The organism is Methyloterricola oryzae (assembly GCF_000934725.1).
GTDB lineage: Bacteria > Pseudomonadota > Gammaproteobacteria > Methylococcales > Methylococcaceae > Methyloterricola > Methyloterricola oryzae.
The window spans coordinates 1-12,389 of record NZ_JYNS01000035.1; the positions used below are offsets into that span (position 1 = coordinate 1).

Sequence of the window (12,389 nt, forward strand, 5' to 3'; positions counted from 1 at the left end):
GGCGACGTGCTGATTACCTGGGAGAACGAGGCCTACCTGACCCTCAAGGAATACGGCAGCGACAAGTACGAAGTCGTGGTGCCCTCGGTGAGCATCCTGGCGGAGCCGCCGGTCACCGTGGTGGACGCCGTGGCCAAGAAGAAGGGCACGGAAAAGGCCGCCAGCGAGTACCTGCAGTACCTCTACAGCCCGGAAGGCCAGGAACTGGCCGCCAAGCACTATTACCGCCCGCGTGATGCGGCGGTGCTGGCCAAGCATGCCAGCCAGTTCAAGCCGGTCAGCCTGTTCACCATCGACGAGGTGTTCGGCGGCTGGAACAAGGCACAGACCACCCACTTCAATGATGGCGGGGTGTTCGATCAGATCTACAGCCAATAAGGCTTGCGTTGCCGGGGCGGCGGGCGGCTGCGGCCGCTTGGCGCCCCTCACCGGCTGGAAGGGCACAACTCTCGGAGGATAAGACCATGCCTTTATACGATCTAGTCGATTACTTCAACCAACGCATCACGGCGGAGCAGGGCCTCAAGTTCCCGCCCTTGAGCCTGCGTGGCGGGCAGGTGGAAAGCCGCTTCGGCGATTTGCGCCTGGCGACGGAGTTCCATCCCATCCGCCGCGCCGACACGCCGCGCCTGGTGTTCGGCCACGACGCCACCCTGCAGGCCTTCGAGCCGGATACCAGCCAGGCCACCGCGGCGCGGGTGTTCCATGCCGCCGACGTGGGCAGCATCATCAACCTGGACCGGCTGTGCCGCACCATCCACATGCTCAACTACCTTCCGGTCTCCCACGAGGGCGGGCATCTGTTCCTGCATGTGCACCCGCGCCATGTGCTGGGGGTGAAGCGCGACCACGGGGCCTACTTCGAGGAGGTGATCTTCCGCTGCGGCCTCTCGCCGCGGCGGGTGGTCATCACCGTGCCGGTGACGCCGCTGTATGACCGGCAGCTGACCGCCCTGCTGGAAGGCCTGAAGAACTACCAGCAGCGCGGCTACGGCACCGCCATCCAGTTCGACCACCAGGCCAACGAGGCTTTCCTCGAACGCTACTGCATCGAGTTCCTCTACCGCATCACCCCCGACTTCGTGCGCCTGGACCGGGGCTTTTTTGCCCGCCTGAGCCGCGACGAGGACGACGCCCGGCGCAAGACCACCTTGCTGTCGGTGATCCAGAGCCTGGACACCCAGTTCCTGGTGGAAGGCATCGAGTCGGAGCGGGACGAGCAACTGGCCCGCTTGCTGCGGGCCGACCTGGTGACCGGGGGCTATTACGAGCGCCGGGAGCACAGGCCCGAGGCCGATCCGCCGCTGCGCGCGACCGGGCTTTAGCGCCTCCGGCACTGCAGGGCGGCCACCGGCTCGCCCTCGCGGAACATCAGCAACTGCCCCGGCGGCATGGCGGTCCAGGGCTCGTTGTCGGTGAGGGGGAAGGAGGCGATCACCGCCACCTGATCATCGGCCTGGGCCACTTGGCTGAAATCCATGCTCAGGTCCTGGTCGATGAGGTGGGCGGGCCCGAAGGGCGCCTTGCGCACCAGGTAGTGCAGGTTGTTGGAGCAGTGGGCGAACAGCACTTCGCCGTTGGACAGCAGGAAATTGAAGAGGCCGTGGGCGGCGACGGCGCAGCTGATCTCGCCCAGGGCCCGGAACAAGGCCTCGTTGCCGGGATGCCCCTGGGGGAAACGGTCGCGCAACTGGCTCATGATCAGGCAGAAGGCGCGCTCGCTGTCGGTCTGACCCACCGGCAGAAAGCCGTCCACTGGGGGCTCGAAGCCTTCCAGATTGCCATTATGGGCGAAGATCCAATAGCGTCCCCACAGCTCGCGCTGGAACGGATGGCAGTTCTCCAGGGCGATCACCCCCTGGGTGGCCTTGCGGATATGGGCGATCACGTTCTTGGAGCGGATCGGATAGCGCCGCACCAGTTCCGCCACCGGCGATTCGATGGTGGCCTTGGAATCCAGGAACACCCGGCAGCCGGGCCCCTCGAAAAAGGCGATGCCCCAGCCGTCGCGGTGATGATCGGTCAGGCCGCCGCGCACGTGAAAGCCCTCGAAGGAAAAGCAGATGTCGGTGGGCACGTTGCAGTTCATGCCGAGCAGCTGGCACATGGTCTATCCAGGGGCAATCGAGACTGGCCCCATCATAGCCCAATCGGGCCGGGAAGGGCTCCATGCCCAATGGGGCCTTGTTATGCGCGGATGGCATAAGCTGATATCAACTAAATCTTTTTCAGAATAAAGCGACTTGGGTACTCTGTTGCCACAGCACCAGCTGCCGGCCTCAAAGGCCCCACATAACGACGCTATCTTCATGATCTTCGCGAAACGACACCGGGTCCTGCCGGGATTCCATCTCGGCCTGGGCTTCACCCTGTTCTACCTCAGCCTGATCGTGCTGATCCCGCTCTCGTCCACCTTTCTCAAGAGCGCCACCTTGGGTCTCGATGCCTTCTGGCACGTGATCACCGCGCCCCGGGTGCTGGCCTCCTACCAGCTGACCTTTTCCGCCTCCCTGCTGGCGGCCCTGATCAATACCGGCTTTGGCCTGCTGGTGGCCTGGGTGCTGGTGCGTTACGAGTTTGTCGGCAAGAAAGTGGTGGACGCCCTGGTGGATCTGCCCTTCGCCCTGCCCACGGCGGTGGCCGGCATTGCCCTCGCCACCCTGTATTCGACCAAGGGCTGGGTGGGCAGCCTGCTCGCGCCCATGGGGATCAAGATCGCCTACACGCCCCTGGGGGTGGTAGTGGCCCTGACCTTCATCGGCCTGCCCTTCGTGGTGCGCACGGTGCAGCCCATTCTGGAAGACTTCGAGTCGGGACTGGAGGAAGCCGCCATGAGCCTGGGCGCGACCCGCTGGCAGACCTTCCGCAAGGTGATCTTCCCCACTTTGTGGCCGGGCCTTCTGACCGGCTTCGCCCTGGCCTTCGCCCGCGCGGTGGGGGAGTACGGCTCGGTGATCTTCATCGCCGGCAACATCCCCATGGTGTCGGAGATCACCCCGCTGTTGATCATCACCAAGCTGGAACAGTACGACTATGCCGGGGCCACCGCCCTGGCGGTGTCCATGTTGCTGGTCTCGTTCCTGCTGCTGTTCGCCATCAACCTGCTGCAGTGGTGGGGCCAACGCCGCCACGGTGGCCGCTGAGGCGACGGCGCCCCCCACTCCCATTCCGAAAACTCGCCCATGGCCGCCATGACGACAAACCCTCCACCGGCGCGCGCCACGCATCGCAGCCTGGTCCTCAGCGAACCGCGCTGGGTGCGCTGGACCCTGATCACCCTGGCCCTGGTCTTCCTCGGCGGCTTCCTGTTCCTGCCACTGGCGGTGGTGTTCGTCCAGGCCTTCAGCAAGGGCCTTGGCACCTACTGGAGCGCCCTGAGCGATCCCAATGCCCTGGCCGCCATCCGCCTGACCCTGCTGGTGGCGGCCATCGCGGTGCCGCTGAACCTGGTGTTCGGCATCGCCGCCGCCTGGAGCATCGCCAAGTTCCAGTTTCCCGGCAAGAACCTGCTGATCACCCTGATCGACCTGCCGTTCTCGGTGTCGCCGGTGGTGTCCGGCTTGGTCTATGTGCTGCTGTTCGGCCTGCAGGGCTGGCTCGGTCCCTGGCTGCGCGATCATGACATCAAGCTGATCTTCGCCGTGCCCGGCATCGTCCTGGCCACGATCTTCGTCACCTTTCCCTTCGTGGCGCGGGAACTGATCCCCCTGATGGAAGCCCAGGGCACCGAGGAAGAGGAGGCCGCCATCGTCATGGGCGCCTCCGGCTGGCAGACCCTGTGGCGGGTCACCCTGCCCAATGTGAAATGGGGCCTGTTGTACGGCGTGATCCTGAGCAACGCCCGGGCCATGGGCGAGTTCGGCGCGGTGTCGGTGGTCTCCGGGCATATCCGCGGGTTGACCAACACCATCCCGCTGCACGTGGAAATCCTCTACAACGAATACAACAGCGCCGCCGCCTTTGCCGTCGCCTCCCTGCTCGCTCTGCTGGCCTTGGTCACCCTGGCCGCCAAGAGCTTCCTGGAATGGCATCTGCGCGACGAGTCACCCCCTAAAGCCGCCTGAGCCCACCCATGAGCATTGAAATCCGCAACATCGTCAAGAACTTCGGCCAATTCCGCGCTCTCAAGGGCATCCACTTCGAAATCGGCTCGGGCGAGCTGGTTGCCCTGCTGGGCCCTTCCGGCTGCGGCAAGACCTCGCTGCTGCGCATCATCGCAGGGCTGGAGGCACCGGATGCCGGGCAGATCCTGTTCCACGGCGAGGACGCCACCGACCGCCACGTGGCCGAGCGCGAAGTGGGCTTCGTGTTCCAGCATTACGCCCTGTTCCGGCACATGACCGTGTTCGAGAACATCGCCTTTGGCCTCAGGGTGCGGCCCAAGGCCCGCAGGCCCTCGGAGGCGGCCATCGCGCAAAAGGTCCATGAGCTCTTGGAACTGGTGCAGCTGGACTGGCTGGCGGACCGCTACCCGCCGCAGCTTTCCGGCGGCCAGCGCCAGCGCATCGCGCTGGCCCGCGCCCTGGCGGTGGAACCCAAGGTGCTGCTGCTGGACGAACCCTTCGGCGCGCTGGACGCCAAGGTGCGCAAGGATCTGCGCCGCTGGCTCAGGCGCCTGCACGACGAATTGCATGTCACCAGCGTGTTCGTCACCCACGATCAGGAAGAGGCCCTGGAAGTGGCAGACCGCATCGTGGTCATGAACGAAGGGCGGGTGGAGCAGATCGGCACGCCGGACGAAGTCTACGACCATCCGGCGACGCCTTTCGTCTATCAATTCCTGGGGGACGTCAACCTGTTCCATGGGCGGGTGCACGAAGGCCACGCGCGGATCGGCGATGCCGAGATCCATCTGGGCCACGACAGCGAGCACGACGACGGCCATGCGGTGTTCTTTGCCCGGCCCCATGAAATCGAAGTCGCGCCGAGGGACTCTGAGGGGCAGGGCATCAGCGCGCTGATCCGGGATGTGCGCCGGCTGGGCGGGGTGGTGCGGCTGGAACTGGAGCGCAGCGACGGTTCCGGCCTGGTGGAGGCGGAGATGAGTCGCGGGGAGTTTCAGGGCAATGGCCTGAACAAGGGCGATGAGGTACTGATTCAGCCCAAGCGGTTGAGGGTGTTCAGCAAGGGGGACGGGGCGCAACCGCTTCCGTAGCGCGCCAAAAAGTAAGGGCGCCTGCGGAGACCGCAGGCGCCCTGATGCTCGCCGAAGCGGCGAAGGAACTTACGCGGCGACGCTGCCCGCGGTGCCTTCGATCTGACCCAGGCGGGTGGCCAGGATGCCTTCCAGCAGTTCCAGGGCCTTGGTGAAACCGTCGATGCCTTCGGACAGCTTGTCGGAAGCCATGCGGTTCTCCGAGTGCATGCGGTCGAAGGTGGCCTTGTCTACGCTGATCTTCTCGATCGGGTAGCTGGCGGCCTTGGACGGATCCAGCTTGCGCGGCAGTTCGCCCTCGGTCTTCTGCAGCTCGTCCAGCAGGGACGGCGCGATGGTCAGCAGGTCGCTGCCGGCCAGTTCGGTGATTTCACCGATGTTGCGGAAGCTGGCGCCCATGACTTCCGTGTTGTAGCCGAACTTCTTGTAGTAGTTGTAGATCTGGGTGACCGACAGGACGCCCGGATCCTCGTGCGGCGCGTAGGAATCGCGGCCGGTGTCCTTCTTGTACCAGTCCAGGATGCGGCCGACGAAGGGCGAGATCAGGGTGATGCCGTTCTCGGCGCAAGCAATGGCCTGGTGCAGACCGAACAGCAGGGTCAGGTTGCAGTGGATGCCTTCCTTCTCCAGCACGGCGGCGGCCTGGATGCCTTCCCAGGTGGCGGCGATCTTGATCAGGATACGGTTCTTGGAGATGCCGGCCGATTCATACTGCTTGATAATGTCGCGGGCCTTGGCAAGGGTCGCTTCGGTGTCGTAGGACAGACGGGCGTCCACTTCGGTGGACACGCGGCCTTCGATGATCTCCAGGATCTTCAGGCCGAAGGAAACCGCCAGGCGGTCGAAAGCCAGGTTGGCAACCTGCGCGGCGGAAGCGCCAGCGCCCAAGGTTGCGCGCGCACCCTTCAGGGTGTCGTCGACGATGTCCTGATACTGCGGCATCTGCGCGGCAGCGGTGATCAGCGAGGGGTTGGTAGTCGCATCGCGAGGCTTGAACTTCTCAATAGCCTGAATATCACCGGTATCGGCGACGACAACGGTCACGGCCCGAAGCTGGTCGAGTAAATTTGACATGATGGACTCCTAACGATTTGGCTTTGTGTAATGACTTAGATCCGGTAACACGCCGGAAGTTTCCGGCCCCGGAAGGCGGGCGGAAGCACTCCATGATAGCAATTTAGAAATTGATCGGCAAGAAGCCGTCTCGGCGTCATCTGGTAGGCAGTGGCTGCCGAACCCCCTTCGGTCCGCTCGAGAGACACCGGCCCGATTCTTCCAGGCCCCGGCTGCTCTGGGTTGGGTAGAGCTTGCAAAGTCATGCCGGCTCGCATGGGGCGCGTGTCTGGAAGCCGTGGTTGCACACTCCATTTACAACGGGTAAGCGAATTTAGTGACAAAGCCGATCAGGCTGATAAAATTCGTCGCCTAGATTTTCTTAACCCAATGCAGGAGAAGAGCATGCCTTCACGCCGAGAACTCGCGAACGCCGTTCGCGCCTTGAGCATGGATTCCGTTCAGAAAGCGAACTCCGGACATCCTGGAGCGCCCATGGGCATGGCGGACATCGCCGAGGTGCTGTGGAACGACTATTTGAAGCACAACCCGGCGAACCCGAAATGGCCCGACCGCGATCGTTTTGTGCTGTCCAACGGCCACGGCTCCATGCTGCTTTACTCCTTGCTGCACCTCACCGGCTACGACCTGCCCATCGATGAGCTGAAGCAGTTCCGCCAGCTGCACTCCAGAACTCCGGGTCACCCCGAGTACGGCTACGCGCCGGGCGTCGAGACCACCACCGGTCCTTTGGGTCAGGGCATCACCAACGCCGTGGGCATGGCCCTGGCCGAGCGCACCCTGGCGGCCCAGTTCAACCGTCCCGGTCACACCGTGGTCGATCATTACACCTATGTTTTCCTGGGCGACGGCTGTTTGATGGAAGGCATCTCCCACGAGGCATGCTCCCTGGCCGGCTCCATGAAGCTGGGCAAGCTGATTGCGGTCTACGACGACAACAACATCTCCATCGACGGCGAAGTGCGCGGCCATGGCGATACCCCGGGCTGGTTCCTGGATGACACCCCGAAGCGTTTCGAGGCTTACGGCTGGCACGTGATCCCCAAGGTTGACGGCCACGACGCCGACGCGGTCAAGAAGGCCATCGAGGAAGCGCGCAAGGTCACCGACAAGCCGACCCTGATCTGCTGCCAGACCATCATCGGCTGGGGCTCCCCCAACAAGCAGGGCAAGGAAGAATGCCACGGCGCCGCCCTGGGTGCCGACGAAGTGGCCCTGGTGCGCGAGACCATCGGCTGGCCGCACCCGGCTTTCGAAGTGCCCGCCGACATCTATGAAGGCTGGGATGCCCGCGAAGTGGGCGCCAAGGCCGAGAACGACTGGAACGACCGCTTCGAGAACTACCGCCGCGAGTTCCCGGAACTGGCCGCCGAGTTCGAGCGCCGCATGGCCGGCGAACTGCCGAAGGATTGGTCCGAGAAGTCCAATGCCTTCGTCGCCAAGGTCAACGAGAAGGCCGAGACCATCGCCAGCCGCAAGGCTTCCCAGAATGCCCTGAACGGCTTCGGCCCGCTGTTGCCGGAACTGATGGGCGGTTCCGCCGACCTGGCCGGTTCCAACCTGACCCTGTGGTCCGGCTGCAAGAACGTCATGTCCCCGGGGCATGACGGCAACTACGTCAACTACGGCGTGCGCGAATTCGGCATGTCCGCCATCATGAACGGCATTGCCCTGCACGGCGGCTTCAAGCCCTACGGCGCAACCTTCCTGATGTTCTCCGAGTACGCCCGCAATGCCCTGCGCATGGCGGCCCTGATGAAGATCCCGGCGATCTTCGTCTACACCCACGATTCCATCGGTCTGGGCGAAGATGGTCCTACCCACCAGCCGGTGGAGCAGACCCCCACCCTGCGCATGATCCCCAACATGCAGGTCTGGCGCCCCTGCGACGCGGTCGAGTCGGCCGCGGCCTGGAAAGCGGCCATCGAGCGCAAGGATGGCCCGTCCATCCTGATCTTCTCCCGCCAAAACCTGCCGCACATTCCGCGCAGCCAGGCGCAGATCGACGCCATCGCCCGCGGCGGCTACACCTTGGTGGATTGCGCCGGCCAGCCGGATGTGATCCTGATGTCCACCGGTTCCGAGGTGGAACTGGCGGTGAAGGCGGCCGAGGCACTGACTGCCAAGGGCAAGAAGGTGCGCGTGGTGTCCATGGCGTCCACCAATGTGTTCGACGCTCAGGACCAGGCCTACAAGGACTCCGTCCTGCCGCCCGCCGTCACCAAGCGCGTCGCGATCGAAGCCGGCGTCACCGACGGCTGGTGGAAGTACGTGGGCAGCGCCGGCGTGGTGGTCGGTCTTGACCGTTTCGGCGAATCCGCTCCCGCGCCCCTGCTGTTCAAGGAGTTTGGCTTCACCGTCGAGAACGTCGTCAGCAAGACCGAAGCGATCCTCTAAGACGCGCTTCTTGGCCGGGGCGCGCCGCGCCCTGGCCTGTGGCTTTCGCGCCAGCCGGGCCGTGCCGTGGATCCTGTGGTCTGCGGGCGGCCCGCGCCGCGCCAGCCGATGCGTAGTTCTCCGACTTCCAGGTGGTATGCGCTCAGGTATCCTGTTGCCGGGCGTTTCCGCCACCTTTCATGAGAGGAATTCCCATGGCCATCATTTCCCTGAGACAACTGCTGGACCACGCCGCCGAGAACAATTACGGACTGCCGGCGTTCAACGTGAACAACATGGAGCAGGTCAAGGCCATCATGGAAGCCGCCGCCGCCGTGGATGCTCCGGTAATCCTGCAGGGGTCGGCCGGCGCCCGCAGCTATGCCGGCGAGCCTTTTCTGCGTCATCTGGTGCTGGCGGCCGCGGAAATGTGGCCCCATATTCCCATCTGCATGCACCAGGACCACGGCGCTTCGCCCGCGGTGTGTGCCCGCGCCATCCAGTCCGGGTTCAGCTCGGTGATGATGGATGGTTCCCTGCTGGAGGACATGAAGACGCCTTCCAGCTACGAATACAACGTGGAAACCACCCGCAAGGTGGTGGACATTGCCCATGCCTGCGGCGTTTCCGTCGAGGGCGAACTGGGCTGCCTGGGCTCGCTCGAAACGGGCAAGGCCGGCGAGGAAGACGGCCACGGTGCCGAGGGCGAACTGGATCATTCCCAGCTTCTCACTGACCCCGACGAGGCCGCCGATTTCGTCAAGAAGACCGGTGTGGACGCCCTGGCCATCGCCATCGGCACCTCCCACGGCGCCTATAAGTTCACCAAGAAGCCCACCGACAAGGTGCTGCGCATCGACCGAGTCAAGGACATTCACGCCCGCATCCCCAGCGTGCACCTGGTGATGCACGGTTCCTCCTCGGTGCCCGAGGACTGGGCGGCGATGATCAACGAGTATGGCGGCGACATCGGCCAGACCTACGGCGTGCCGGTGGAAGAAATCGTCGAAGGTATCCGCCATGGCGTGCGCAAGGTGAACATCGACACCGACCTGCGCATCGCGTCCTACGGCGCCATGCGCAAGTTCATGGTGGACGAGAAGAAGAACTTCGACCCGCGCAAGCTTTATAAAGTGGCTCAGGTCGCCATGACCGGGATCTGCAAGTCGCGCTACGAGGCTTTCGGCGCGGCGGGCCAAGCCAGCCGGATCAAGGTGATCGGCCTGGAAGGCATGAACAAGCGCTACGCCAAGGGCGAGCTGGACCCCGTGGTCAAGTGATCCCGTGCTGGAAGCGCTGATCTTCGACGTGGATGGTACCCTGGCCGACACCGAGCGTGACGGTCACCGGGTCGCCTTCAACCGCGCCTTCGCCGACCGCGGACTGGGCTGGGACTGGGATGAGGCGCTCTATGGCGAACTGCTCTCGGTGACCGGCGGCAAGGAGCGGCTCAAGCATTTCATGCGCTTGCGCGAATTGGAGGCATTGGCTGGCAGCGAGGGGCTGGATGCCTTTGTTGCAGGATTGCACAAGGCCAAAGAGCGGCATTACGAGGCCCTGCTGGCCGGCGGCGGCATCGCGCCACGGCCCGGTGTCCTTCGTTTGCTGAGGGAGGCTCGGGAATCGGGCTTGCGCCTGGCCATAGCCACCACCACCTCGCCCGGCAATGTGGAGGCCCTGCTCTCGCTCTGTTTCGGGGAAGATATCCGCCCCTGGTTCGAGGTGGTGGGGGCCGGGGATATCGTGCCGAAGAAGAAGCCGGCGCCGGATATCTACACCTTCGTGCTGGAACGTTTGGGCGTGCCTGGCGAGGCATGCCTGGCTCTGGAGGATTCGCGCCACGGATTGCGCTCGGCCCTGGATGCGGGCATTGAAACGGTAGTGACGGTCAATGACTACACCGCGGATCAGGATTTCGACGGTGCGCTCCTGGTGGTCGACCACCTGGGAGAGCCGGGCGCCGCGTGTACCCGCCTGGCCGGAGTCGAACTCCCTGTCCCCCTGGTTGACGTGGAACTGCTGCGGCAACTGCATGGGCGCAAGGCCCACCTGGCACACTAAGAACAACAACCCGGGAAGCCATTCCCCGTTTACGAGGCGTCAGTCATGTCCAAAAAGCACCCTGTCATTGCCATCACCGGTTCGTCTGGCGCAGGCACCACCACGGTCAAGAAATCCTTCGAGCATATCTTCCACCGCCTGGAAGTCACCCCGCTGGTGATCGAGGGGGACAGCTTCCATCGCTATAACCGCGTCGACATGCGTGAGAAGATCGCCCAGGCGCAGAAGGAGGGTTGGCATTTCAGCCATTTTTCGGTTGACGCCAATATCCTGGACGAGCTGGAAAAGACCTTCAGGGTCTACGGCGAAACCGGCGCGGCGCGGCGGCGTTACTACGTCCACAGCGACGAGGAAGGCGAGGAACTGGGTGGACATGCTGCGGGCACCTTCACGCCCTGGCAGGAAATACCGTCCGGCACCACGGACCTGTTGTTCTACGAGGGTCTGCACGGCGGGGTCAAGACCGACACCCTGAACCTGCCCAAGTACACGGACCTGCTGGTGGGCGTGGTTCCCATCGTCAACCTGGAATGGATCCAGAAGATCCACCGGGACACCGCCCAGCGCGGCTACAAGCCGGAGGACGTGACCGACACCATCCTGCGCCGCATGGACGACTACGTGAAGGTCATCACCCCGCAGTTCTCCCAGACTGACATCAATTTCCAGCGCGTGCCCCTGGTGGATACTTCCAACCCCTTTATCGCCCGGGACATACCGACGCCGGAGGAGAGCCTGGTGATCATCCGCTTCAAGGACGTGAAGAAGTTCGACGTGAACTTCCCCAATCTCCTGTCCATGATTCAGCACTCCTTTATGTCGCGCTACAACTCCATCGTAATCCCCGGTGGCAAGATGGGGCTGGCCATGGAAATCATCTTCCGACCCATCATTGAGCGCATGATGGAGGAGCGCAAGATTACCTAGGGTAGGGCTGGCGAGGGAGCGTTGACATAGACTTCCGCCTCCCTTAGAGTAACAGGGCTGTTAAAGGCCGATAAACCACTATAACTAAAAGCAATTGGAGGACAATCATGGCAAAACCTCTCATTCAGATGGCTCTGGATTCCCTGGATTATGACCAGACCGTGAAACTGGCCGGGCTGGTTGCTCCCTATGTGGACATCCTGGAAATCGGCACCCCCTGCATCAAATACAACGGCATCCGCCTGGTTAAAGAACTGAAGGCCAGATTCCCGAACAAGAAAGTGCTGGTCGACCTGAAGACCATGGACGCTGGTCTGTACGAAGCCAAGCCCTTCTTCCAGGCTGGCGGCGACATCTGCACCGTGCTGGGCGTTTCCGGCCTGGCCACCATCAAGGGTGTGATCGAGGCGGCCAATGCCTACGGCAAAGAAGCCCAGATCGACCTGATCAACGTGCCCGACAAGGCCGGCCTGGCGCGTGAAGCGGCTGGCGCTGGCGCTCACATCATGGGCGTGCACACCGGCCTCGACGCTCAGGCGGCCGGCCAGACCCCGTTCGCCGACCTGCAGGCGATTTCCAACCTGGGTCTGCCCATCAAGATCTCCGTGGCAGGCGGCATCAATGCGTCCACCGTGCAGCAGGTTGCCAAAGCCGGCGCCAGCATCGTGGTCGTGGGCGCAGCCATCTACGGCGCAGCGTCTCCGTCTGCGGCTGCGAAGGAAATCCGCGGTCTGGTTGACGCGCTGTAAGGGCTGGCCATGCATCAGGAACTGATCTTCGGGAAAATCAACGAGAT

12 protein-coding genes are annotated in these 12,389 nt (G+C 63.6%); 10 read left to right on the plus strand and 2 right to left on the minus strand.

Going from position 1 to position 12,389, the window contains the following annotated elements:
- Together EK23_RS20535 and EK23_RS20540 are read left to right on the plus strand one after the other, a co-directional pair.
- On the plus strand, positions 1-378 hold a 378-nt coding region (locus EK23_RS20535; protein WP_045227279.1), incomplete at its 5' end, for a sulfate ABC transporter substrate-binding protein.
- Between the two features lie 86 nt (positions 379-464).
- Positions 465-1,325 (plus strand): EAL domain-containing protein, encoded by an 861-nt coding sequence (locus tag EK23_RS20540; protein WP_045227280.1) that lies wholly within the window; start codon positions 465-467, stop codon positions 1,323-1,325.
- Here the strand turns inward: EK23_RS20540 and EK23_RS20545 are convergent.
- A complete protein-coding gene (locus EK23_RS20545; protein WP_045227281.1) occupies positions 1,322-2,107 on the minus strand; it encodes a class II glutamine amidotransferase in 786 nt (261 codons plus the stop codon). The genes EK23_RS20540 and EK23_RS20545 overlap by 4 nt on opposite strands.
- Positions 2,108-2,309: 202 nt before the next feature.
- On the opposite strand from EK23_RS20545, the gene cysT reads away from it, so the two are divergent.
- From cysT to EK23_RS20560, 3 genes are read left to right on the plus strand one after another with little or no spacing between them, the layout of a single operon-like run.
- Positions 2,310-3,143: a sulfate ABC transporter permease subunit CysT gene (gene cysT, locus EK23_RS20550; protein WP_045227282.1), complete on the plus strand. Its 834-nt coding sequence runs from the start codon at positions 2,310-2,312 to the stop codon at positions 3,141-3,143.
- A 48-nt stretch (positions 3,144-3,191) separates the two neighbouring features.
- The gene (gene cysW, locus EK23_RS20555; RefSeq protein WP_097991055.1) at positions 3,192-4,064 is read left to right on the plus strand and encodes a sulfate ABC transporter permease subunit CysW; all 873 of its coding nucleotides are present in this window, start codon (positions 3,192-3,194) and stop codon (positions 4,062-4,064) included.
- Between the two features lie 8 nt (positions 4,065-4,072).
- Positions 4,073-5,155: a sulfate/molybdate ABC transporter ATP-binding protein gene (locus EK23_RS20560; RefSeq protein WP_045227284.1), complete on the plus strand. Its 1,083-nt coding sequence runs from the start codon at positions 4,073-4,075 to the stop codon at positions 5,153-5,155.
- Positions 5,156-5,224: 69 nt separating this feature from the next.
- Here EK23_RS20560 and EK23_RS20565 read toward each other — a convergent pair whose 3' ends face one another.
- A complete protein-coding gene (locus tag EK23_RS20565; RefSeq protein ID WP_097991053.1) occupies positions 5,225-6,232 on the minus strand; it encodes a transaldolase in 1,008 nt (335 codons plus the stop codon).
- A gap of 381 nt (positions 6,233-6,613) precedes the next feature.
- Between EK23_RS20565 and tkt the strand changes: the two genes are divergently transcribed.
- The 5 genes from tkt to hxlA all read left to right on the plus strand — a co-directional run bounded on the left by tkt (position 6,614) and on the right by hxlA (position 12,342).
- Positions 6,614-8,626 carry a transketolase gene (tkt, locus tag EK23_RS20570; RefSeq protein WP_045227289.1) on the plus strand — a complete coding sequence of 671 codons (2,013 nt, stop codon included), beginning with the start codon at positions 6,614-6,616 and terminating at the stop codon, positions 8,624-8,626.
- 194 nt (positions 8,627-8,820) lie between these two features.
- Positions 8,821-9,885: a class II fructose-bisphosphate aldolase gene (gene fba, locus EK23_RS20575; protein ID WP_045227286.1), complete on the plus strand. Its 1,065-nt coding sequence runs from the start codon at positions 8,821-8,823 to the stop codon at positions 9,883-9,885.
- 4 nt (positions 9,886-9,889) lie between these two features.
- Complete coding sequence (locus EK23_RS20580; RefSeq protein ID WP_200892208.1) at positions 9,890-10,666, plus strand: HAD family hydrolase; 777 nt, start codon at positions 9,890-9,892, stop codon at positions 10,664-10,666.
- Positions 10,667-10,711: 45 nt separating this feature from the next.
- Positions 10,712-11,593, plus strand: coding sequence for a phosphoribulokinase (locus EK23_RS20585; RefSeq protein WP_045227287.1), 882 nt, complete (start codon positions 10,712-10,714; stop codon positions 11,591-11,593).
- A 107-nt stretch (positions 11,594-11,700) separates the two neighbouring features.
- Positions 11,701-12,342, plus strand: coding sequence for a 3-hexulose-6-phosphate synthase (gene hxlA / locus EK23_RS20590; protein WP_045227288.1), 642 nt, complete (start codon positions 11,701-11,703; stop codon positions 12,340-12,342).
- Positions 12,343-12,389: the final 47 nt, after the last annotated feature.